We start from the raw sequence: 20,762 nt of genomic DNA on the forward strand, positions 1-20,762 counted from the left end.
AAGGGCAGCTCGGTGACCTCATCCTCCGGAAACACCCCGTCGGAACCGCTGCGGATCGGCATTGCCGGGATCGCGATCGAGTCGAGCACGTTCTCGCCGCACCGGACTACGGTCGACGACTTCGTGGTGACGCGGGGTGCCGAGCTGCTCGCGCGGTACCCGTTCCTCGCACCGGGGTCGGAGCTGACCGAGGGGATCGAGTGGGTCCCGTTGCTGCAGGCCGAGGCGGTGCCCGGTGGGCCGGTGACCGAGGAGACGTACGAGGAGCTGTCGACGGAGATCTACGACAGGCTCCGGGCGGCGGGGCCGCTGGACGGCGTGTTCGTCGCCATCCACGGCGCGATGAGCGTGGTCGGGCGAACCGACATCGAGGCGTCGTTCGTCGACGGCATCCGGTCGATCGTCGGACCGTCGACCCTGCTGTCGGCGTCCATGGATCTGCACGGGAACGTGTCGCGCCCGCTGGCCGAGACGCTCGATCTCATCACCTGCTACCGCAAGGCGCCGCACACCGACGCCTGGGACACCCGGGAACGCGCGGTGCGCAACCTGATCGCCCGGCTGCGGTCCGGCGGGCGGCCGCAGAAGGCGTGGGTGCAGGTCCCGGTGCTGCTGCCGGGGGAGAAGACGAGCACCCGGATCGAGCCCGCCAAGGGGATCTACGCGCAGGTCGACGACGTCGAGGCGATGGACGGCGTACTCGACGCGGCGATCTGGGTCGGGTACGCCTGGGCGGACGAGCCGCGCTGCCAGGCGGCGGTCGTGGTCAGCGGCGACGACGCCGAGGTGATCACCGCGCAGGCCAAGCGGCTGGCGGACGCGTACTGGGACGCGCACGACAAGTTCGAGTTCGTCGCGCCGACCGGGACGCTCGAGGAGTGCATCGACCAGGCGCTCGCGAGTACGGTGCGGCCGTTCTTCATCAGCGACTCCGGTGACAACCCGACCGCCGGCGGGGCCGGCGACACCTCGTGGACCCTGGACACCCTGCTGCGTACGCCGGCCGTCGTCGAGTCGGACCTGACCACGATCTACGCCGCGATCGTGGACCCGGAGGTGACCGCGACGGCGACGGCGGCCGGTGTCGGCGCGACGGTCAGCGTGGAGGTCGGCGGGAAGATCGACTCCGGTCCGTGCGGTCCGGTCCCGCTGACGGCCGAGGTGGTCGCGGTCGAGCCGTCCGAGGGCGTCGTCGTACTGCGTGTCGGTGGACTGCGCGTGATCGTGACGTCGCGCCGCAAGCCGTACCACCTGGAGGCCGACTTCAAGGCGCTCGGCCTGTCTCCGCGCGACGCCGACCTGGTGATCGTCAAGATCGGCTACCTCGAGCCCGAGCTCTACGCCATGGCCGCCGACTGGCTCCTCGCCCTCACCCCCGGCGGCGTCAACCAGGACCTCCTCAGCCTCGGCCACCACAACCTGACCCGCCCCATGTACCCCTTCGACGCCGACATGCCCACCCCGACCCTGACCCCCGAACTCCTGTAACGCCCGCGCGCCGGGCTACGGGTCCTGCTTCTTCGGGAGGAGGAAGGTGGGGGCTTGGCCGGTGAGGGCTTCGGGGGAGGTCAGCCAGGTGGCGGTCTGGCGGGGGTGGCGGCGTTCGAGTTCGGTGAGGAGGAGGTCCCGGGCGCGGGCGGCGGTGGCGGCGTCGCCGGACCGGGCGGCCAGGCGGAGCTCGTCGGCGGTGGCGCGCCAGACGGCGTACAGCTGGGCGTCGGTCCAGGAGCTCAGGTCGATGCCGATGACGTGAGCGAGCGGTAAGTCCGGCGCCGGCGTGGACAACCGCGAGGAGCCGGTCGACGGCGAGGGGCCGGAGGTGGTGCGTCTTCGGCGGTGGAGGGTCCAGAGGGTGACGGCGAGGGCGACGAGGACGAGCAGGGGGAGCCAGTAGCCCGTCATGGCTGCTGGGCTGATCTGTGCGTGGGCGGCCGCTCAGCCACGATTCTCCTTCGAATAGCGGTACCGACCTGTTTAACGTTCACAACGGGTCGGTCGCAGCCGGTAGCGGACGACGACACGAGATCTCAAAGATCCCTCAGTGTGGTCGTCAAACTCAGGGCGAGCGGAGCGCCTCGTAGTCGGCGGCGGTGAGCGGCTCGGTGGTCAGCGCGCCGTCGGCGAGAAGCGCCTCGACCGGGGCGCCGTTCCGCCAGAACGTCACCTCCTGCACGCTCGGCAGCGCGGTGACGGACAGGACGATCTGGCCAACCGCCAACACGTTCTCGGTGGCCGAGCGGTCGGTGTCGCCGCCGGACAGTTCGAGGCCGACCCTGGCGTCCTGGACCGTGACCACGGTCAGGGAGAGGTCGGGCGGCAGGGCGGACGTGATGCCATCCGCCTGTTCGGCGCTGGTCGGTCCGGCGGTCAGCCTCTCGATCACGCCGTCGAGCAGGTCGGCGCCGGGCACCTGCCGGGTGAGGCTGACGAGGCGGTCGTTCCGGACGAAGTTCACCTGCACGGTCGTCTCGGCCGTGGACGGGTAGGTCGTCGGTACGCCGGGGGACTGCAGCCGCGACGGGATCGCCTGGGGCTCGATCGGCGTCGGCGCGTCCTGCAACGGCACGCCGCACCCCACCAGCACGAGGACCGCGGCGACCACCCACGCGACCGGCCTCAGGACGCGGCTTCTCACGACGCGGCCCCCGGGAGGCGTACGACGAACTGGGCGCCGCCGGTCGGGGACGACGTACACCAGACGGCTCCGCCGTGGACGGCTGCCGTCTCCGCGACCAGGGCCAACCCGAGCCCGGTCCCGGACGACGAGCCGCGCTTGGTCGCCCCGGTGGCGAACCGCTCGAACACGCGCTCGCGGTCGTGTGGCGGGATCCCCGGCCCGGCGTCGTCGACCAGCACGAGTACGTCGGGCCCGGCTCGGCTGATCTCGACGCCGGTCAGCCCGCCGCCGTGCGTCTCGGCGTTCTCGAAGAGGTTCCGGAACAGCCGGCCGAGCCGTGGCTTGTCGGCCAGGACGACGGCGTCCTCGGCGCCGGTGAGGATCGACGGATCGCGGCCGACCTCCCCGAGCACCTGCCGGAGCAGCGGACCGAGCTCGATGGTCGTGCTCGGACGGATCGCGAGCCCGCCGTCGGACCGGGCCAGCTCGAGCAGGTCGTCGAGCAACCGGCGGAAACGCTGCAGGTCGGCGGTGACGAGGTCGAGCGCCCGCTGCGAACGTTCCGGCAGCTCCTCGCGCCGGGCGTTCAACAGGTCGACGCTGCCGACCAGGGTCGTCAACGGCGAGCGGAGCTCGTGGCTCACGTCGGCGGCCAGGCGGGCGTCCCGGTTGATCCGCTGCTGCAGCGTGTCGACCATGCTGTTGAACGAACCGACGATCGTCGCGAGCTCCGGGTCGAGGGTGGCCGGCAGCCGGTTGTCGAGCTCGCCGCCGGCGATCGACGCGGCCGTGACCGCGACCCGGTTGAGCGGGTTGACGACCGACCGGCTGGCCCAGACACCGAGCGCCGCCCCGGCGGCGGTCGCGAGCAACGCGCCGCCGATCAGGATCCCGCTGAGCAGTCGCAGGTTCCCGTCGAGCTCGGTCAGCGGCGCGATCTCGTAGAACTCGGCCTGCACCCCCGGCACCGGTACGCCGACCACGACCGACGGCCCGTCCACCGACCGGAACCGCTGGCCGGCGGCCCGCCCGTTCGCCACCTCCTCCCGGACCCCCATCGGTACGGCGTCGCGCCCTTCGTCCAGCGCGGACGCGTACCACTGCCCCCGCCACTTCAGGATGATCGTGTGCCCGGCCGGCGTCCCGGCCGCGGTCAGGACCGCGGACACGTCGGCCCCGGAGCTGCGCAGCCGGCGTTGGACGAACGCGGCGTCCTCGAACGTCTGGTGCTGGACCACCCGCTCGCGCTGGGCCAGCAGGTACCCGCGGGCCAGCAGATAGGTGCTGACGGCAAACACCGCCGACACCAGCAGCGCCACCACACTGAACGCCAGCACCAACCGGTGCCGGAGGCCGAGGGTGCGGGCGCCGACCTTCATCGCGGGTCCAGCCGGTAGCCCATCCCTCGGACGGTCATCACGAGTTGCGGCCGGCCGGGGTCGCGTTCGATCTTGGTGCGCAGCCGCCGGATGTGGACGTCGACGATGCGTTCGTCGCCGTAGTACCCGTGTTCCCAGACCGAGGCCAGCAGTGCCGACCGGCTGAGCACGCGACCCGGCGGCTTGGCCAGCTCGGCGAGCAGCCGGTACTCCGTCACCGTCAGATTGACGTCGTGGCCGTCGAGCCGGACGGTGCCGCGGGAGGTGGACAGGACGAGGTGGCGGTGCGGGTCGGAGTCGAGGACGATGTCGGGTTCGGCGGCTTCGGCGCTGGTGCGCAGGCGGCGGCGCAGGGCGCGGAGGCGGGCGGTGATCTCTTTGATCTGAAAGGGTTTGGTGACGTAGTCGTCGGCACCGGCTTCGAGGCCGGCGACGATGTCGTGGGTGTCGGAGCGGGCGCTGACGACGACGATGGGGATGTCGCTGAGGCGGCGGACCTCGCGGATGCAGGTGTAGCCGTCGATCTCGCCCAGCATGAGGTCGACCATCATCAGGTCCGGCATGGTGATCCGGACCTGTTCGAGCGCGGACGGGGTGTCGGCGGCCTCGGCGACCCGGTATCCCTCGTCCTCGAGGGCGAGTCGCAGTACCTCCCTGATTCGGTCGTCGTCCTCGACGACCAGGACCTGCATCGGCATCGTCACATCCTGGCAATCCAGCCCCGGCCGGTGACGGCCGGGGGCGGCGTGTCATCCGATCGTAAAGAAGGAACCCGCGTCCGGGCGGCGCCCGGCGGTGTCGTCATCGGATCGTCAACCAGGGGTACGGCAGATCTCAAAGTCGAGGACGGAGAGTGGAGGCACCACCAGACCGTCCAGGGGAGAGGGGCCGTTCGATGAGCGACACCAGGCACAGTCCGCTTCCGCAGAAGGCGATCGTGACGCTGACCGAGGACGACCTGGACGGCGGGCTGTCGTCACTGCGCTGGCGGCTGCACGGGCTGGTCATGGACGGCGCGTGTCTGGTGGTCATCGACGTGTCCGAGATCGACCAGATCTCGTCGACCCTGCTCGCGGCGCTGCTCGACACGCACCGGGTCTGCCGGCGGCGTGGAGGCGGTATCGTCATCCGGCACGCCGGCCGGAAGATGACCGACGTACTGCGCCGGACCGGGCTCGACCGGGTCTTCGAGGTCGAGGCGGCGTGACCACTCCGGGGGGACGGCAGCAGTGAACCAGTCCGAGCACGAGCCGGGCACGTCGGACTACGTCGACGTGACGATCGTGGAGTTCGCCACGCACACGGCGTTCCTCGACCCACGGACCGGCACCGGCTACCTGGTCACCCCGCACCCCGAGCGCGACCTCCCGGCTCCCGGCGACCCGTTCGCCCGCGGTCTGTCGCTGCACACCGCCGACTGGCGGCGCGCGATGAGCCATCTCGAGGAGGAGGGCTGGGACCTGCTGTACGACGACGACGGCAAGGTCGAGCGCGCCGGCCTGACCCTCGACGGCCGGACCGTGGTCTGCCTCTACGGCCCGCCGACCGCCGAGCAGCCCAGTCTCGAAGCGCTCCGCCGGGCCCTGATCGCCCTCGACCTCGCGGCCGGCGTCGACCCGACCACCCGGCACCCAGAGGACGACTGACCGCGCCGTCGACCGCGCCGTCACAGGGCGAGCGGCTCCAGGGCGTCCACCTGGTGCGTGGTCTGCGGGAAGAGCGGCGACCTGGCCCCGAACCAGGCATCGAGGACGGCGTCGTCCCCCAGCTCTCCGAAGGGTGCCGGAGCACACTCCAGCAACTGGAGCAGCGCCAGTAGCCGCTGCGTCGTCTCGCACATCATCGGGGCCCTTCCGGCAGGCAGAAACTCCCTCGGCGCTGCTGCTCGGAACACCGACGTCTACTCGTCACATCGGGCGGGACCCGGTCGCCGTTACAAACTCCCCGCCGGCCGCGTCAGTCGGTGAGCCAGGGACGCAGCTTCTCCGGGTTGCGGACGGCCCAGATGTGCCGGATCCGGTCGTCGGCGATGTCGAACGCGATCACGGTCACGGTGACGCCGTCCTCCTGGGCGATCAGACCGGGCTGGCCGTTGACGGTGCGCTCGAGGAGGCTCATTCCCGAGCGCCGGTCCGCGAGGGCGGCGAAGTACCGCGCGATCTGCTCGCCGCCGGAGACCGGGTGGAGCTCCGCGCTGACCAGGCCGCCGCCGTCGCCGATCGCGACCGCGTCGGGGTCGAGCAGCCTGACCAGGGCCCCGATGTCCTTCGCCTCCCAGGCCGCCTTGAAGTCCCGGACCAGGCCGGCGCTCTTGGCCGCCGGGGTCTGTGGGGTCCGGGACGCGGCGATCCGGCGCCGGGCCGAGGTGGCGAGCTGGCGGCAGGCCGCGGGGGAGCGGCCGACGATCTCGGCGACCTCGGGGAACGGGTACCGGAAGACGTCGTGCAGGACGAAGGCGACCCGCTCGGCCGGGGTCATCGCCTCGAGCACGATCAGGAACGCCATGTTCACCGACTCGTCCAGGGTGACCCGGTCGGCCGGGTCGGGGGCGGTACCGGCCGACCGCCACTCGGAGCCGTCGGGCAGCGGCTCCGGGATCCACTCGCCGACGTACCGCTCGCGCCGGGCCCGGGCGGAGCCGAGCAGGTCGAGACAGATCCGGCCGGCGACCCGGGTGAGCCAGCCGCCGGGGGACTCGATCGCCGCCTGCTCGGCCGGGCTCATCGCGTACCAGCGCGTGTAGGTCTCCTGGACGACGTCCTCGGCGTCGGCCAGCGAGCCGAGCAACCGGTAGGCCAGGTTGATCAGCTGGCGCCGCTCGCTCATGATCGCGCCCAGGCCCGGATCGTCCCGTGGTCCGGTCATGGTGTCCACGAATCCCTTCCTCGGTCTCCCGTTCACCAGGTACGACGAAACGCGCGGCCGGACTGTGAGGGCGCCGCACCCGGCCGCCTCACACGGCCACCTCACCCTGCCGCCTCACAGTTCGGCAGGCCACGTCGTCGTACCCGATATGACCACATCACACCCACCCGACGAGCAGGACATCAGGCAGCGCGTCGACGTCCTGGTCGAGGCCGTGCGGAACCGGGACCTGGACACGATCAAGACGGTCTTCGCGCCGGAGCTGGTGTCGTACGACATCCAGCCGCCGTTGCAGCACCTGGGCGCGGAGGCGAAGTGGCGGAACTGGACCGACGTGTTCGCCACCTACCAGACGATCGGCTACCAGGTCCACGACCTGTCGGTCCTGGTCGACGGTGACCTGGCCGTCGTCCACAGCCTCAACCAGATCGACGGCACGCTCGGCAACGGTGCCCGCAACCAGTACTGGCTGCGCTGGACGGCGTGCTTCCGGCGGCAGGACGGCGACTGGCTGATCGCCCACGACCACGTCTCGGTGCCGACCGAATTCCCGTCCGGCCGTTCGGTGCTGGACCTGGAGCCCTGAAGGTGAAGATCTCCGTGGAAGCAGTGAAAGTCGCCGTCATCTACTACAGCGCGACCGGCACCGTGCACTCGCTGGCGCTCGCCGCCGCCGAGGGCGCCGAGAAGGCCGGTGCGACCGTGCGCCTGCGCAAGGTGCGCGAAACAGCACCGGACACCGCGATCGCCGCGAACCCGGCCTGGGAAGAACATCGCCGCAGTACGGCGGACGTCGTCGAGGCGACCCTGGACGACGTGGCCTGGGCCGACGTCGTCCTGTTCGGTACGCCGACCCGCTTCGGTACGCCGGCCGCCCAACTGAAGGCGTTCATCGACACCACGGGACCGTTGTGGCAGCAGGGTCACCTGGCCGACAAGGTGTACACGGCGTTCACCGCGAGCAGCACGGCGCACGGCGGGCAGGAGTCGACGATCCTTGCGCTGGGCAACGTGTTCTACCACTGGGGCGGCATCATCGTGCCACCCGGCTACACCGACCCGGTCCAGTACCGGTCCGGCAACCCTTACGGCACCTCGCACGTGTCCGGCGAGGGACCTCCCGGCGACGTCGCCCTGGAGGCCGCCCGTCACCAGGCACGCCGAGCCGTCGAGACAGCCACAGCTCTGAAACTAGGCCGCGCCGCCGCCTGAGCTGCGGTCAGGTGACCGTCAGCGGTTCTCCAGCCGGCTGTGGAGCAGGTCCAGCTGGGCGGGGTTGGTGGTGTGCTCGAGGGCCAGCCGGTCAGCCTGCTCGGCCTCGGCGGTCCGGCCCTCGGCGCGGAGCAGCTCGCCCTGGATCGCGTGGAACAGCGGATAGTTGCGCAGGGCGGGTTCGAGTTCCTTCAGTTCGGCGAGTGCGGCCTGGGCGTCCTCGACGTACCGGACCGCGACCGCCCGGTGGAGCCGGGTGACCGCACTCGGCTGGAGCCGCAGCAGCAGGTTGTACAGGACCAGGATCTGCGGCCAGTCGGTGTCCGCCCAGGTCGGCGCTTCGCAGTGGCAGGCGGCGATCGCGGCCTGAAGCTGGTACGGACCAGGGGAGTGGTGGCGACGCGCCGTACGGGTGAGCAAGGCGGTCGCCTCGGCGATGGCCCGCCGGTCCCACCGGTCGCGGTCCTGGTCCTGCAGGAGGACGAGTTGTCCGTCCGCGGTGAATCTGGCCGCCACCCGCGCGCGATGCAGGCGGATCAGTGCCAGCAGGCCGGCGACTTCGGGTTCGTCGGGGAGCAGGCCGGCCAGCAACGCGGTGAGCCACTCGGCGTCGTCGACAAGGTCGCGGGAGTGCGCGCGATCGCCCGTGCTGGACAGGTAGCCCTCGTTGAACAGCAGGTAGATGACGGTCAGTACTTCGGCCAGTCGCTCAGGCAACTCGTCGTCGCGGGGAATCCGGTACGGGATGCCGGCGGTGGAGATCTTGCGCTTGGCGCGGGTGATGCGCTGGGCGACCGTGGGCTCGGCGACCAGGAACGCGGCGGCGATCTGCGCGGTCGTGAGCCCACAGACCACGCGGAGGGTCAACGCGACCTGCGCCTCGCGCGGCAACGCGGGATGGCAGCAGGTGAAGATGAGCCGGAGCCGGTCGTCGGGAGCCGACCGGACCGGCCACTGCAGCTGGGCGAGCTTGCGGCGGTAGTTCTCCTGCCGGCGGAGTACGTCGAGGCCGCGGCGCTTGGCCACCGTGAACAACCACGCGTCCGGACGGTCCGGGATGCCTTCCTCGGGCCAGCGCCGGAGCGCGGTCTCGACGGCGTCCTGCACCAGGTCCTCGGCGGCGGAGAAGTCACCGAGCAGCGACACCAGGGCTCCCGCGAGCCGGCCCGTGTGATCGCGCACCACCCGGGCCAGTTCATCGGCGGCCTGGTCTTTCGTCATCGTCCGCTGGATCGCGGGCCGGCGGACGTCCGGCCGGTCACGACTCCACCGGACGGATCTCGATCACCGGGCAACCCGGCCAGGTCTTGACCATCCGCAGGGCCTCGTCGAGGTCCGCGACGTCGATCTCCAGAAACCCGGAGACGACTTCCTTGCCTTCGATGTACGGCCCGTCGGTGGTCAGCGGCTGCTCGCCACGGTCGAGCCGGACCGTCGTAGCCGTCTCCGCGGCCTGCAGCTTGGCGCCGCGGTTGGTGATCTTCGGCCCGTGCTCGTCCAGCCACTGGTAGATCCGCTGGTACGACTCCTCGCGCTCGGCCGGGCCCATCGCCTCGAACTCCTTGGCGAACTGCTCGGTCTCCACGAACATCAGCACGTACTTCACGCCATACCTCCTGCTCTCAGTCTGACCGCATGCCCGGGTCAGCTCGGCTGTCGAAGATCCGACGATCGGCGGCACGCCGAATTCGACAGCCCGAAACAGGAGAGGAGGATCTCACTCCTCGTAGTGGCGGTGTTCGCGGACTTCGCGGTGGGTGGTGTTGGAGCGCTGGCTGATGAGGAACATGGTGATCACGAGACCGAGGGCGCCGGCGCCCATCAGGATGTAGCCGACCATGGTCAGGTCGACGCCGCTCAAGCGGTCCGACACCGCGAAGGCCAGGATTCCGCCCACGGCCAGCAGGAACACGGACACACCGATACCCACGAGGAACTCCTTACGTCGATCCCCCGTCCGACTGTGCCCCAATGCGGTACCCGGCCGGTGCGTCCACAAAACGGACGGCGGCGGGAAGTCGGGACCTTTGGCCCTGACGGAGGGCCGCGGCGCGGCGGTGCAATGGAGGGGTGAGGGAGGCCGGTGGTGGGGTGCCGGGTTCCCATGAGCAGCCACTCCCCGACGCCGCCACCGAAAGGCGCTCCGGCCTCCCTCCGCCCGCTGTTCAGTTGAGCCGGAACGGCTGGATGACCTCGGTGCGCCGGCGCTGGGCCCGGTGCGGCGGGTCGTGGTAGACCTCCCAGGCGTCGCCCGCGGGCGCACCGCGCTCGGCCTGCAGCCAGTCGTCCAGTGCACGGTACGCGTCGCCGAGCTGCTCGTAGGTGCCCACGTGCCAGGCGACGACCACGTGACCGCCGGGCAGGCTGGACGGCACGATCTGCCGGTCGCCGTCGATCCGTACGGCGACCGGGAACCCGGCCTCGACCTCGAAGCTCCCGTCGCTGCGGATGTGGTACCGGGCGAACGGGAACCCGCACGGCGCGATGCCGTGCCGGCGCAGGTACTCCGCGACGACGTCGAACGCGGTCCGGAACCAGCGGCGCACCTCGTCCCGGTGCAGGGTCGCACGCAGTACGGCGGTCGGTTGCTCGTGCACGACACGCGATTCGGGGTGATCGGTACGCACGTCTCCTCCGTGGGGCCAAGGCCCAGCGTACGGCGGTGGCGAGTCCGGGCGAAACGCCCGGACGGTTAAGGACCTTCGGCCCTGCCGGAGCCGGTGGCGCGGGCGGCACTCTGGAGTCAGAGGGGGGCCTCGCCGGCCCGCCGGGGAGCGGACGTCCGGTGGCACCAACAGGGGGTTGCCACCGACCGGACCGCACTCGGCGGGTCGCGAGCGACGGGTCAGGCCAGTGGCGCCCGCAGCTCGAGCAGGGTCCCGCGAGGCTGGTTCGGCTCCACCCGGACGGTCCCGCCCAGCGTCTCGGCGCGTTCCCGCAGGTTGCGCAGGCCGCTCTGGCGGTCGCCCGGCGCGAGCCCGATGCCGTCGTCGGTGACCCGGGTGACGACCTCGCGGTTGGCGACCGTGACCTCGACCGTCACCTCGGACGCCTGCGCGTGGCGGACGACGTTCGACAGCGACTCCCGGATTGCGGCCAGGATCTGCGGCCGCACGGTCACCGGTACGGCGCTGTCCAGCGGACCCTCGCAGGTGAGCCGTGGCCGGAAGCCGAGCGAGCCGGCGTACTCGGCGACCAGCGACTGGATGTCCGCCCGCAGCGAGCGGTGACCGGGCTGGTGGTGCAGCTCGAAGATCGCGGCCCGCAGGTCCCGGATCGTGGCGTCGATGTCCTCGACGGCCCGGCCGATGCGCTCCTGCACCTCCGGTTCGACCATCCGGCGCATGCCCTGTAGTTGCAAGCCGGTGGCGAACAAACGCTGGATGACGAGGTCGTGCAGATCGCGGGCGATCCGGTCCCGGTCCTCGAGCACCGCGATCATCGACTGGTCCCGCTGGGCCTGGGCGCGGTCGAGCGCGAGCGTCGCCTGGCCGGCGAACATCCGGACCAGATCCGTGCCGACCGTGACGCTCAGAACGGCCCCACGCTCGGCCGCGACCAGCAACAGCCCACCGGTGGCGTGCGTGCCGGCCGGCAACGGCGCGAGGATGGTCCGCCCGAGCGACTCGATCTCCGGTACGTCGACCAGCCGGCCACTGTCCTTCACCAGCTGCGCCAGGTCCTCGACCACCACCTGCTGGTCGCCGTGCAGTACGCCGTCCAGACCCGGGAGGTCGGCCGGCACCCGCTCACCGACGTACCGCTGGAACTCCGCGGGGCCGTCGATCGCCTCGATCACCAGCTCCTGATCGTTGAACAGCATGACGATGCCGACGCGGGAGGCGGACACCTCGCGGGCGCGGCGGGCGATCAGCCGGAGCGCGTCCTCCGGGTCGAAGTCGCCGAGCATCACCTGGGTGATCTCGGCGGTCACCTCGTGCCAGCGCCGGCGGCGTTCGGTGTCGGCGTACAGCCGGGCGTTGTCGATCACCACCCCGGCCGCGGCGGCGAGTGCGGTGACGGCACGCTCGTCCTCCTCGGTGAACTCGGCACCACCTGACTTCTCCGTCAGATAGAGGTTGCCGAACACGTGGCCGTGGCTGCGGATCGGTACGCCGAGGAAGCCCTTCATCGGCGGGTGGTCCGGCGGGAAGCCGAACGACCGCGGGTGGACGGTCAGGTCCCGTAGCCGGAGCGGCACCGGATGCTCGATCAGCAGGCCGAGCAGCCCGTGGCCTTCGGGGTACGGACCGATCGCGGCGATCTCGGCGGCGGTCACGCCGTGGGTGATGAACCGGACCAGCCGCTTGCCGTCCGGACCGACCACGCCCAGCGCGCCGTACCGGGCCCCGACGAGCTCGCAGGCGGCGGTCACGATCCGGTCGAGCGCGCTGCTGAGGTCCAGGTCGGCACCGATCCCGATCACCGCGTCCAGCAGCGCCTTGTCCACCCGGTCCTTCGCGGTCCCGCCCACGCTGCCCACGGTACGGATGCCGCGTCCGTTCGGGAAGACCGGTTGCCGGAGGCACCGATGGTCACGACCTCGGCCGCTGTGCCCAGAGCAGCAGGCCGCGCCCGGTGAGCGGCTCGGTGCCGAAACCCCGGTTAGGCTGGATCATGGCGATCACCGTGTTCCTGCTCGACGACCACGAGGTCGTCCGGCTCGGCCTGCGGCAACTGCTGGAAGCCGAACCCGACGTCGAGGTGGTCGGCGAGGCCTCGACCGCGGAGCAGGCCGTGACCCGGATCCCGGCGCTGCGCCCGGACGTCGCCGTCCTCGACGTCCGCCTGCCCGACGGCGACGGGATCACCGTCTGCCGGGAGGTCCGGTCGGTGATGGACGAGCCGCCGGCCTGCCTGATGCTGACCTCGTTCTCCGACGACGAGGCGCTGTTTACCGCGATCATGGCCGGCGCGGCCGGGTACCTGCTGAAGCAGGTGAGCGGGACCGATCTGGTCGGCGCGGTCCGCCGGCTCGCGGCGGGGGAGTCGTTGCTGGATCCGGCGATGACCACCGCCGTACTCGAACGTTTGCGCAACCCGGTCGACGAGGACGACGACCCGCGGTACCGGTCGCTGACCGAGCAGGAACGCCGCATCCTCGACGAGATCGCCGCCGGCAAGACGAACCGGCAGATCGCGCAGAGCATGTTCCTGGCCGAGAAGACCGTGAAGAACTACGTCTCCGGGCTGCTCCGCAAGCTGGACATGGAGCGCCGGACCGAGGCGGCCGTGTACGCCGTCGAGCGCGCCAAGCGCCGGCGCGACTAGATCGCCGAGCTGTCATCCTGGCGGTATGGCTGATGGGGTGGGGCAGCGGCTCTCGTATCTGGACTGGTTGCGGGTGCTGGCGGTGGTCGGGGTGTTCGTGTTCCACACGTTGCGGCCGTTCGACGACGCGGACTGGCACGTGAAGAACGCGGAGCGCAGCGAGGGGATCTCGATCGGGATCGCGTTCCTCGGGCTGTGGGGGCTCGCGTTCTTCTTCCTGCTGTCCGGCGCGGGTGCCTGGCTGGCGTTGCGCTGGCGGACGGCGGGCGGGTTCGTGAAGGAGCGACTGCTTCGGTTGCTGCTGCCGTTCGTGATCGCCTACGTGCTGCTGTCGCCGCCGCAGTACCTGTTGGAGGAGAGCCACCACGGTCGGCCGGGCGCGTCGTACGCGGCGTTCTTCGGGGATCTGGCCGGCGACGCACCGCTGTGGCTGCGGGACACGTACCACCTGTGGTTCCTCGTCTACCTGCTGCAGTTCGCGCTGCTCGGGCTGCCGATCTTCCTCTGGCTGCGTGGCCCGCACGGTCGCCGCCTGGTCGACCGGATCGCCCGCTGGTGCACTCGTCGCGGCACGATCCTGCTCCTCGCCGTACCGCTCGTGCCCGTGCATCTGCTCCTGCTGGCCGCGCCGGGCCCGGAGCACGGCTGGGGTGAGTTCTTGTTCTTCTTCGACTTCTTCGTGGTCGGGTTCCTGGTGCTGTCGGACGACCGCTTGATCGCAGCGGTACGACGGGACGCCGGACCCGGCCTGGTCCTCGGGATCGTTGCCTTCGTCACCGGTGTGGTCACCGGGATCATCGACTTCCTCGAGGGCTGGTGGGAGGACCCGGGGTACTCCTGGGCGTACCTGTGGTACTCACCGCTGATCACGCTCGCGGTCTGGGGCTGGCTGGTCGCCGTACTCGGCGGCGGGATGCGCCTGCGCGCCTTCCAGCGTCCGCTGCCGGCACCCCTGGCCCGCGCCGCGATGCCGTTCTTCCTGGTGCACCAGCCGCTCATCCTGCTGATCGCGTACTACGTCGTCGACTGGGACGCCGGCCTCTGGACGAAGTACGCCGTTCTGATGCCCGCCGCCTTCCTCACCTCCGCCCTCCTCGCCTGGCTGCTGTCCACCCTCCCCGGCATCTCCACGCTCTTCGGCGTCAAGCGGGGGCCCGCTGCGGTGGCCCGCGGCCGGGAGCGGGTGGACTGAGGTTCAGACGCTCCGGAGGACGGAGACGACGATGCCGAGGATGGTGGCGTGGTCGCCGTCGATCACCTCGTACGCCGGGTTGCGCGGCTCCAGGTACACGTGCCCGTTGCGGCGGCGGTAGACCTTGACGGTCGCCTCCTCGTCGATCATCGCGGCGACGATCTGACCGGAGTGCGCCTCGGCCTGCTGCCGGACCACGACGATGTCGCCGTCGCAGATGGCCGCGTCGATCATCGACTCGCCGCGGACCCGCAGACCGAAGACGTTGCCCCGGCCGGTCAGCTCGCGCGGCAGTTGCATCACGTCGTCCACGTGCTCGATCGCGGCGATCGGCGTCCCGGCGGCGATGTCGCCGACCACGGGCACCGGCACCGACTCCTCCCCGGACTCCCGGGTCGCGGTCTCCGCCAGGAACATCCGTACGTCGATCGGCCGGGAGACCGACGGGCTCCGGCGCAGGAAGCCCTTGTCCTCGAGGCTGGCCAGGTGCTTGGACACCGACGACGAGGACTTGAGCCCGACCGCGTCACCGAGTTGGCGGCTGCTGGGCGGATAGCCGTACCGGACGACCCAGTCGCGGATCACCACCAGCATCCGCTGCTGCCGCTCCGGCAGCGCCGCCGTGTCCAGGTCCCCGAAAAGCTCCACATCAGTCACTCGCGGAATGCTAGGACCCCGCACCGACAAGCTCCGGTCCCGCCGCGCCGAACTGGCAACATCCGCACCTCGCCTCCGACGTCGCTGACATGAACACGCCATGTCAGGAGGTCCCGATGAACGTCGGACGCGCACGCTGGGCCGTGACCGCGGTCTTCTTCGTCAACGGATGTCTGGTCTCGAGCTATCTCGCCCGGATCCCGTCCATCAAAGTCGAGCACCACCTGAGTGAGAGCCAGCTGGGCATCGTCCTCACCCTCTTCGGGGCCTCGGCTCTCCTGTCGATGCAGTTCGTCGGTGGGCTGGTCGCCCGCGTCGGCAGCCGCCGGCTCATCCGCCTGGCGCTGGTCCTGTTGCCGCTCCTGCTCGCTGCTGTCGGCCAGGCCGGCGGCGTGGTCCAACTCGGCGTCGCTGTCGCGCTCATGGGTCTGGTCCACGGCGCAGTCGACGTCGCGATGAACGCGCACGCGGTGGCCGTCGAACGGCTGCGAGGCCGGCCGATCATGAGCGGCTGCCACGCTGCCTGGAGTGTGAGCGCCGTGCTCGCCTCCCTCGTGGGTGCCGCGGTCACCCGTGCGGGGATCGGCATCGGTACGCAGTTCCTGGTCGTGGGAGCCGTCCTGTTGATCGCCGGAATGCTCGCCACGCGCGGGCTGCTGCCACCGTCGGCCGACCAGGCCCCGGGCAGGCGACGGGCCTCGGGTGGATGGTCGCGCGTGGTGGTGATCTTCGGGGCCATGGGGTTCGTGGTGATGATCGGCGAGGCGGCCGTCATCAGCTGGAGCGGCGTACTCCTGCACGAATCGAGAGGTGCCGGCCTCGCCACGGCCGGTCTGGCGTTCACCGCGTTCACCGCCGCCCAGACCGCCGGCCGGCTGATCGGCGACCGGCTGACCGAGCGGTACGGCGCCGACGTCCTGTTCCAAGGATCCGCGCTGGTGGCGATGGTCGGGCTGGCCGTGGTGGTCGCCGTACCGCTGTGGCCGGCCGCGATCGCCGGATTCGCCCTGACCGGTCTCGGTGGATCGGTGCTGCTCCCGTTGATCTTCAGCGCGGTCGGCCGGGTCGGCGGCGTCGAGGCGGCCACGGCAGTGTCGCGGCTGACCACCTTCACGTACGCCGGCATCCTGATCGGCCCCGCGGTCGTCGGCTGGTTCGCCGGCGCGGTCGGCCTGATCTGGACGTTCACCGGTCTGCTCCCGCTGCTCCTCGGGGTCGCGGTGAATGCCCGGCTGCTGGCGCCGAGGACAACGAACCCGCAGGTTTCGGTGAAACGGCCTTGACTTCAGCCAGTGGGTAGGAAAAATTCTTCCAATCAGGGCGGCATGGACAATGATTTCCGCCCACGATCACGGATCGTTTCTCGAAAGGGCGGGATCGATGACCACTCCTGACAACCTGTCGCGGCGGCTGTTCCTGCAGCGCGCGGCGGTCGGCACGCTGCTCGCCACCGGCGGCGGCACGCTGCTCTCGGCGTGCGCCAGCGGCGGCAGCGACTCCGGCTCCGGCGACTCCGGGGGCGGTGGCGCGGAGAAGACGTCCGACAACCCGTTCGGGGTCAAGGGGTCCGACCCGCTGGACGTGGTCATCTTCAAGGGCGGGTACGGCGACGACTACGCGAAAGCGCACGAGGAGCTGTACAAGAAGAAGTTCTCCGAGACCACGATCAAGCACGCCGGCATCACCGACATCACGCCGCAGCTGCAGCCGCGGTTCAACGGCGGCAACCCGCCGGACGTGATCGACAACTCCGGCGCGTCCCTGCTGCCGATGTCGACGCTCGCGAGCAGTGGTCAGCTGGCCGACCTGACCGAGCTGTTCGACGCGCCGTCCGTGGACGACCCGGACAAGAAGGTGCGGGACACGGTCGAGCCGATCGCGATCGAGGCGGCCATGCTGGACGGCAAGCCGCTCGTCCTCGAGTACGTCCTGACCGTGTACGCGCTGTGGTACAACAAGCCGTTGTTCGCCAAGAACGGCTGGGAGCCGGCCAAGACCTGGACCGAGTTCCTCGCGCTGTGCGAGGAGATCAAGAAGACCGGCATCGCGCCGCTCGCGCACCAGGGGAAGCACGGCAACTACATCGGCGGCGTCGTGATGGACATGGCCGTGAAGCACGGCGGCCACGAGGTGATCAAGGCGATCGACTCGCTGGAGCCGAACGCCTGGAAGCACGAGTCGATCAAGCTGGCCGCCGAGGCCCTGCTGGAGCTCAAGGGCAAGGGCTACATCATGCAGGGGACCGAGGGCCTGGATCACATCCAGTCCCAGACCGCGTGGAACCAGGGCAAGGCGGCGTTCATCCCGTCCGGTTCGTGGCTGGAGAACGAGCAGAAGACCGTGGCGCCGAAGGACTTCGAGACGACCGCGACGTTCTCGCCGCTACTCGACGGCTCGAAGCTCCCGGCCGACTGCGCACGCATCGCCGCCGGCGAGAACTTCATCGTGCCGGCGAAGGCGAAGAACAAGGCGGGCGGGCTGGAGTACCTGCGGATCATGCTGTCGAAGGAGGCGGCTGGCAAGTTCACCGAGCTCACCGGATCGCCGACGATCGTGAAGGGCGCGACCGAGGGCATCACGCTGAGCCCGGGTGCGGCCTCGTCCGACGCGTTGATTAAGTCCGGCGGGGAGAACAACTGGACGCAGTACTTCGCCGGCTGGTACTCGACGATGGACAAGCCCTCGCGCAGCATCTACGCCGAGCTGGCCGCGGCCCGGATCACCGCCGACGAGTTCTGCGCCCGCATGCAGAAGCTGGCCGACGACACCGCGAAGGACCCGGCGACGAAGAAGCAGACCCGGACCTAGTCCGACGGTGTGCCGGCGAGGAGGGTGCGGAGTTCCTCGCGGTCGAGGTCGTCGGAGCGGGGTGCCTGGATGCGGTCGCAGATGGCGAGCGCGCGGCGCCAGGCGTCGGCGGCCTCGGCCGGCCGGCCGGCGGCCTGGTACGTGTGCCCGAGGTTCTTCAGGACGACGGCCTCGCCCCACGGGTAGCCAAGATCGCGGTGCAGGCGGAGCGACTCCAGTTGGCAGCTGAGCGCCTCGTCGTACCGGCCGCGGGCGCGTTCGATGCAGCCGAGGGTGTCGAGCACCGGGCCTTCGCCGCGGCGGCTGTGGTTGCGGCGGTAGTAGCGGATCGCCTCACCCGCCGCTGCGGCGGCCTCGTCGAGCCGGCCGCAGGCGTAGTAGCAGTGCGCGAGGTTGGCGAACGTCCGTGCCTCGCCCGCCTCGTCGCCGATCCGCCGCTTGATCGCGATCGACCGGTGCATCAGGTCGATCGCCTGGTCGGCATGGCCGAGCTTGTCGTGCGCGATCGCCAAATTGCCCAGGGCCCGGGACGCACCGAGCTCGTGGCCTTCGGCGGTGAACAACTCGTGCGCCGCCTCGAAGTGCACGACGGCGCGTTCGCAGTCGTCGCCCTGGTCCTCGTACCGGAGCCCGAGGCTGTTGTGGATGAAGGCCTCGGGCAGTCGCTGGTCGAGGCGAGTGCAGCTGTCCTGCGCGAGGAGGAGCAGTTCGGTGAGGAGGTCGAGGTCACGGCCGCTCAGGTCGCCTTCGCACAGCTCGACCAGGTGGTAGGTCTCCCAGTCGTGCCCGGTCGCGTGCGCGAGCCGGATGACGGCGGCGAGCACCTGCCGCTCGTCGTCGTACCACTGGATCGCCTCGGTGGCGGAGGCGAAGGTCAGCGGCGTGACGCCGTCCAGCGGGGGATCGAGGGTGATCAGGCTGCCGCGGTCGTCCCGCAGTACGCGTGCGTTGTAGGCGGTGTGCAGGTACCAGCTGAACAGGCGATCCAGGGCCTCGACCGGGACGTGCTGCGCAAGCTCGGCAGCGTGCGCCCGGACCAGGTCGTGCAGCTCGTACCGCCCGCCGGCATCCGCGACCAGGTGCAGGTCGGACAGGCGGTTGAGCAGCCGGCGGGTTTCCGGAACCGTTGCCCCGAGCAACGCCGAGGCGGCCTCGGCGGAGAAGGTGTTCGCCGGGAACAGGCCCAGGTGCTCGTACAGGCGCTGGGTCGGCGGCTGGAGCGCCTGGTGCGACCACGAGAAGATCGCCCGCAGATCACCCGCCACGTCGTCGTCCTCGAAGGCGTCGAGCACCGACTGCCGCGCGCGGAGCTGCCCGATCAGACCGGTGACCTGTTCCGGCGTACGGCGGGCCGCGTGCTCGGCCGCGATCGCGAGCGCGAGCGGGAGATGGCCGCAGATGCGGGCCAGCTCGCTGACGTCCTCGTTCGCGGCCTCCGGAGCGATCGAGCGGATCAGGCGCTCGGAGTCGGCCGGGGCGAGCTCGGTCAGCGTGATCCGGTGGGCACCGTCCCGGACGACCAGGCTGCGGAGGCGGTCGCGGCTGGTCACGATCACCAGACAGCCGCGCCCGGGCAGCAGCGGCCGGACCTGGTCGGCGTCCCGGGCGTTGTCGAGCAGGAACAGCATCCGGCGGCCGTCGAGGGTCGTCCGCAGCAGGGCGGACTGGGCGGCCTCGTCGTCGGGGATGCGATCCGCCTGGACGCCGAGACCGCTGAGCAGCAGGCGGAGCGCCGACCCGGCCGGCATCACGTCCGCGGGGTCGAAACCGCGCAGATTGACGTGCAGCTGACCGTCGGGAAAGAGGTGCCGGACGCGGTGGGCCCAGTGCACGGCGAGCGTGGTCTTGCCCGCACCGCCGACCCCGCAGATCGCGGCGATGATCGTCGGTGGGTCGTCCTGGTCGGTGATCAGCTCGTCGAGCGCCTTGAGCTCGTCCTCGCGACCGGTCAGCCGGGTGTTCTCGGCGGGTAGTTGCTGGGGAACCGGCTCGTCGCGTGAGGGCGGTTCGTCGGTGTCCGCCGCCAGGAGCTCGGCGTGCAGGGCGCGGAGCTCGGCGCCCGGGTCGACACCGAGCTGGTCGGCGATGAGCCGGCGTACGTCCTCGTAGCAGGCCAGGGCTTCGGCGTGGCGACCGGTCGCGCTCAGGAGCCGGATGAGTCTGGCCCAGAGCGGCTCACGCAGCGGGTACTCGGCGGTCAGGTCGCGGACCTCGGCGAGGAGCGGCTCCAGGACGCCGCCGGCGAGGTCGAGGTCGATCCGCCGCTCGCGTGCGGTGAGGTACCGCTCGGTCAGACCGGGCGTGATCACTTCGGCGAACCAGGCCGAGCTCAGGTCGGCGAACGGCGTACCCATCCAGAGGCTCAGGGCCGCGTCGAGCGCCTGGCGTTCGTCGGCCGGAACCGGCAAGTGGGCCGCCCGGTCGAGCTCGTCGGTGAACCGGAGTACGTCGACGTCGGCGCGGGCGACCTCGAGCGAGTACCCGTCGGAGTGGGCGCCCACCGCGTCCGGGCCGAGGACCGCCCGCAACCGGGAGATCCAGGTCTGGACGGTCGGCCGCAACCGGTCCGGCGGCTGGTCGCTCCAGACCCGGTCGCCGATCGCCTCCACCGGCACGACTTCGCCGGCCGCCAGCGCGAGGACGGCGAGCAGGTTCCGCAGGCGGGGCGCGGACACCACGGTCGCGACGCCGTCGACGCGCACGGACAGCCCGCCGAAGAACCCGATCTCGACCCTCGGTCGCGCGCTGTCCGCCATCCACC

At 70.8% G+C, this 20,762-nt stretch carries 22 protein-coding genes; 9 read left to right on the forward strand and 13 right to left on the reverse strand.

Annotated elements, in window-relative coordinates; genetic code table 11:
- The first annotated feature begins 12 nt into the window (after positions 1-12).
- On the forward strand, positions 13-1,488 hold the full coding sequence (locus tag ACQPYZ_RS17230; RefSeq protein WP_433169352.1) for a M81 family metallopeptidase: 1,476 nt from the start codon (positions 13-15) through the stop codon (positions 1,486-1,488).
- 15 nt (positions 1,489-1,503) lie between these two features.
- Here the strand turns inward: ACQPYZ_RS17230 and ACQPYZ_RS17235 are convergent, their stop codons facing one another.
- From ACQPYZ_RS17235 to ACQPYZ_RS17250, 4 genes are all read right to left on the reverse strand, one after another.
- Positions 1,504-1,902, reverse strand: a complete 399-nt coding sequence (locus tag ACQPYZ_RS17235; protein ID WP_433169354.1) for a hypothetical protein — start codon at positions 1,900-1,902, stop codon at positions 1,504-1,506.
- A 154-nt stretch (positions 1,903-2,056) separates the two neighbouring features.
- Positions 2,057-2,635 (reverse strand): GerMN domain-containing protein, encoded by a 579-nt coding sequence (locus ACQPYZ_RS17240; protein WP_433169356.1) that lies wholly within the window; start codon positions 2,633-2,635, stop codon positions 2,057-2,059.
- Positions 2,632-3,996 carry an ATP-binding protein gene (locus tag ACQPYZ_RS17245; protein WP_433169357.1) on the reverse strand — a complete coding sequence of 455 codons (1,365 nt, stop codon included), beginning with the start codon at positions 3,994-3,996 and terminating at the stop codon, positions 2,632-2,634. Before ACQPYZ_RS17245 ends, ACQPYZ_RS17240 begins: the two co-directional genes overlap by 4 nt.
- The gene (locus ACQPYZ_RS17250) at positions 3,993-4,694 is read right to left on the reverse strand and encodes a response regulator (RefSeq protein WP_433169358.1); all 702 of its coding nucleotides are present in this window, start codon (positions 4,692-4,694) and stop codon (positions 3,993-3,995) included. The genes ACQPYZ_RS17245 and ACQPYZ_RS17250 overlap by 4 nt, the downstream gene beginning before the upstream one ends.
- Before the next feature lie 197 nt (positions 4,695-4,891).
- Between ACQPYZ_RS17250 and ACQPYZ_RS17255 the strand changes: the two genes are divergently transcribed.
- Positions 4,892-5,203 carry an STAS domain-containing protein gene (locus ACQPYZ_RS17255; protein ID WP_433169360.1) on the forward strand — a complete coding sequence of 104 codons (312 nt, stop codon included), beginning with the start codon at positions 4,892-4,894 and terminating at the stop codon, positions 5,201-5,203.
- 22 nt (positions 5,204-5,225) lie between these two features.
- Complete coding sequence (locus ACQPYZ_RS17260; RefSeq protein WP_433169362.1) at positions 5,226-5,642, forward strand: hypothetical protein; 417 nt, start codon at positions 5,226-5,228, stop codon at positions 5,640-5,642.
- 20 nt (positions 5,643-5,662) lie between these two features.
- Here the strand turns inward: ACQPYZ_RS17260 and ACQPYZ_RS17265 are convergent, their stop codons facing one another.
- Together ACQPYZ_RS17265 and sigJ are read right to left on the reverse strand one after the other, a co-directional pair.
- Positions 5,663-5,836, reverse strand: a complete 174-nt coding sequence (locus ACQPYZ_RS17265; protein WP_433169363.1) for a hypothetical protein — start codon at positions 5,834-5,836, stop codon at positions 5,663-5,665.
- A gap of 116 nt (positions 5,837-5,952) precedes the next feature.
- On the reverse strand, positions 5,953-6,861 hold the full coding sequence (gene sigJ / locus ACQPYZ_RS17270) for an RNA polymerase sigma factor SigJ (RefSeq protein ID WP_433169365.1): 909 nt from the start codon (positions 6,859-6,861) through the stop codon (positions 5,953-5,955).
- 148 nt (positions 6,862-7,009) lie between these two features.
- Here sigJ and ACQPYZ_RS17275 point away from each other — a divergent pair, with 148 nt between their 5' ends.
- The gene (locus tag ACQPYZ_RS17275; protein ID WP_433169367.1) at positions 7,010-7,447 is read left to right on the forward strand and encodes a YybH family protein; all 438 of its coding nucleotides are present in this window, start codon (positions 7,010-7,012) and stop codon (positions 7,445-7,447) included.
- A 14-nt stretch (positions 7,448-7,461) separates the two neighbouring features.
- Entirely contained in the window at positions 7,462-8,073 is a 612-nt protein-coding gene (gene wrbA, locus ACQPYZ_RS17280) for an NAD(P)H:quinone oxidoreductase (protein ID WP_433169369.1), read from the forward strand.
- 18 nt (positions 8,074-8,091) lie between these two features.
- Here the strand turns inward: wrbA and ACQPYZ_RS17285 are convergent, their stop codons facing one another.
- The 5 genes from ACQPYZ_RS17285 to ACQPYZ_RS17305 form a co-directional block, all read right to left on the reverse strand.
- A complete protein-coding gene (locus tag ACQPYZ_RS17285) occupies positions 8,092-9,294 on the reverse strand; it encodes an RNA polymerase sigma factor (RefSeq protein WP_433169370.1) in 1,203 nt (400 codons plus the stop codon).
- A 37-nt stretch (positions 9,295-9,331) separates the two neighbouring features.
- The gene (locus ACQPYZ_RS17290; RefSeq protein ID WP_433169372.1) at positions 9,332-9,679 is read right to left on the reverse strand and encodes a YciI family protein; all 348 of its coding nucleotides are present in this window, start codon (positions 9,677-9,679) and stop codon (positions 9,332-9,334) included.
- A 111-nt stretch (positions 9,680-9,790) separates the two neighbouring features.
- Positions 9,791-10,003 (reverse strand): DUF6458 family protein, encoded by a 213-nt coding sequence (locus ACQPYZ_RS17295; RefSeq protein ID WP_433169373.1) that lies wholly within the window; start codon positions 10,001-10,003, stop codon positions 9,791-9,793.
- Positions 10,004-10,238: 235 nt separating this feature from the next.
- Positions 10,239-10,700: a GyrI-like domain-containing protein gene (locus ACQPYZ_RS17300; RefSeq protein ID WP_433169375.1), complete on the reverse strand. Its 462-nt coding sequence runs from the start codon at positions 10,698-10,700 to the stop codon at positions 10,239-10,241.
- Positions 10,701-10,918: 218 nt separating this feature from the next.
- Positions 10,919-12,547 carry a GAF domain-containing protein gene (locus ACQPYZ_RS17305; protein WP_433169376.1) on the reverse strand — a complete coding sequence of 543 codons (1,629 nt, stop codon included), beginning with the start codon at positions 12,545-12,547 and terminating at the stop codon, positions 10,919-10,921.
- Positions 12,548-12,690: 143 nt separating this feature from the next.
- On the opposite strand from ACQPYZ_RS17305, the gene ACQPYZ_RS17310 reads away from it, so the two are divergent.
- Together ACQPYZ_RS17310 and ACQPYZ_RS17315 are read left to right on the forward strand one after the other, a co-directional pair.
- Positions 12,691-13,344, forward strand: coding sequence for a response regulator (locus tag ACQPYZ_RS17310; RefSeq protein ID WP_433169378.1), 654 nt, complete (start codon positions 12,691-12,693; stop codon positions 13,342-13,344).
- 25 nt (positions 13,345-13,369) lie between these two features.
- Complete coding sequence (locus tag ACQPYZ_RS17315) at positions 13,370-14,536, forward strand: acyltransferase family protein (RefSeq protein ID WP_433169380.1); 1,167 nt, start codon at positions 13,370-13,372, stop codon at positions 14,534-14,536.
- Between the two features lie 3 nt (positions 14,537-14,539).
- Here ACQPYZ_RS17315 and lexA read toward each other — a convergent pair whose 3' ends face one another.
- Entirely contained in the window at positions 14,540-15,193 is a 654-nt protein-coding gene (gene lexA / locus ACQPYZ_RS17320; RefSeq protein WP_433169382.1) for a transcriptional repressor LexA, read from the reverse strand.
- 116 nt (positions 15,194-15,309) lie between these two features.
- Here lexA and ACQPYZ_RS17325 point away from each other — a divergent pair, with 116 nt between their 5' ends.
- Together ACQPYZ_RS17325 and ngcE are read left to right on the forward strand one after the other, a co-directional pair.
- Entirely contained in the window at positions 15,310-16,476 is a 1,167-nt protein-coding gene (locus tag ACQPYZ_RS17325) for an MFS transporter (RefSeq protein ID WP_433169384.1), read from the forward strand.
- A 97-nt stretch (positions 16,477-16,573) separates the two neighbouring features.
- Entirely contained in the window at positions 16,574-18,001 is a 1,428-nt protein-coding gene (ngcE, locus tag ACQPYZ_RS17330; protein WP_433169386.1) for an N-acetylglucosamine/diacetylchitobiose ABC transporter substrate-binding protein, read from the forward strand.
- Here the strand turns inward: ngcE and ACQPYZ_RS17335 are convergent.
- Positions 17,998-20,757 (reverse strand): BTAD domain-containing putative transcriptional regulator, encoded by a 2,760-nt coding sequence (locus ACQPYZ_RS17335; protein WP_433169388.1) that lies wholly within the window; start codon positions 20,755-20,757, stop codon positions 17,998-18,000. The genes ngcE and ACQPYZ_RS17335 overlap by 4 nt on opposite strands.
- Positions 20,758-20,762: the final 5 nt, after the last annotated feature.

The organism is Kribbella sp. CA-247076, from assembly GCF_050942445.1.
Lineage (GTDB): Bacteria > Actinomycetota > Actinomycetes > Propionibacteriales > Kribbellaceae > Kribbella.